Raw genomic sequence first — 1503 nt, 5'->3', positions numbered from 1 at the left:
AGGAGATCTCCCGCAGCACACGGGACATCGTGAACTTCACTGCGGCGATGTCGGTTCGGCATTCCTGGGCGGAGGTCTGATCCATCTTCCAGGCCGTTTCGAGCACGTAGAGGCGCAGCATCTTCAGCTTTGCGTACGACTCCGCGATCTTCTCCTGCACCATCTGGTGTTCGGAGATCACGGCACCGTGCGATTGTCGCGACAGCGCTCGCTCGCACATCATGTCGAACGCCATCGTGCACTGCGCGATGGTGCGCATCGCGTGATGGATGCGTCCACCACCGAGGCGACGTTGCGCCAGGATATGGGCCCCGTCCTCCGGCCCGAGCAGGTGGTCGAGTGGCACGCGCACGTCGGTATAGATGATGTGATTGTGATTGCGTGGCTCGGGCATGATCTCAACCCCCGGCGTCTTGCGAGGCACGATGAAGATGCCGTTCGTGCACATCACGAAGAGGAGGTCGGCGACGCGCCCCGCGGAGGTGAACCATTTCGAGCCGTTGATGACCCACTCGTCACCGTCGCGAACCGCGACGGTCTTAAAGAGGCGGGGGTCCGAGCCACCCTGGGGCTCGGTCATTGAGTAGGCCGAGAACATTTCCTGGGCGAGCAGCGGCTCGAGCCAGCGCTTCTTCTGTTCGTCGGTTCCATAGGCGGCCAGGATTTCCATGTTGCCCGTATCGGGGGCAGCGGCCCCGAAGAGCTGGGGCGCCGCCGGATAGCGACCGAGAATTTCGTTGACCAGGCCGAGCTTCAGCTGTCCTAAACCGGGCCCACCGAGTTCTTCATCGAGAAAGAGGGCCCAGAGCCCCTGGTCTTTGACGTCCTGTTGCAGGTCGCGGACATAAGCCTTTACGACGGGGTCCGGCACGCGGACGGCGTGGGGAAAGATGTGGTGGAGCGGTTCAACGCGCTCTTCGCAGAACGTTTGGATCCAGTCGAGCTTCTCCTGAAATTCCGGTTCGGTCGAGAAATCCCATGCCATCGTGCGCTTCCTTCCGTGGGTGGGGCCGGCAGAGAAGGCCGGCCCGGGGCAAGACGTCTAACTCCAAATACAATACGGCTGTCTTAGTAAATGTCAACATATGGTCCTTCGAAGAAGCGCGCGAGTTGAGCGTCGATCGCACCCAGCGAAAGACAGAGCACTCGGTTCCTCTCCGACAACTGCGTTTACTGTGAACGCCTCGTGCCCAGCTCGGGGTTGAGGGCCAGGAAGGACCGGCGGCGGGGCAGGGCACTCCCGCAACGGGTCCCTTTACACCTCCCGCAACGGGCTCCGGAAGCCGCTGGTTTCCGTGTGGACGGGGCCATACGTAGCCAAGCAAAGCGCTCCGCCCAGAGCGCACGAACAGGGTCGAGGGAACCCAGTAGGTGTCAAACCGGTCTGGGTCCCAAGCTTCGCTGATTCGCACAACAGAAGATCAAGAACCGGAGCAAGCGGGCAGCTGACACAAGCTGGTGGCCCGGGACAGAATTGAACTGTCGACACCGCGATTTTCAGTC

At 61.5% G+C, this 1503-nt stretch carries 1 protein-coding gene; it reads right to left on the bottom strand.

Annotated elements, in window-relative coordinates; genetic code table 11:
• Nucleotides 1-985 (bottom strand): acyl-CoA dehydrogenase family protein (locus OSA81_13805; GenBank protein ID MDE0900077.1); only part of this gene is annotated, 985 nt, incomplete at its 3' end.
• Between the last annotated feature and the right edge of the window lie 518 nt (nt 986-1503).

The organism is Longimicrobiales bacterium (genome assembly GCA_028823235.1).
In the GTDB taxonomy this organism is placed as follows: Bacteria; Gemmatimonadota; Gemmatimonadetes; order Longimicrobiales; family Gaopeijiaceae; genus UBA2589.
Note: the sequence above shows the minus strand (reverse complement) of the source record. Positions and strands in the feature narration are given on the sequence as shown.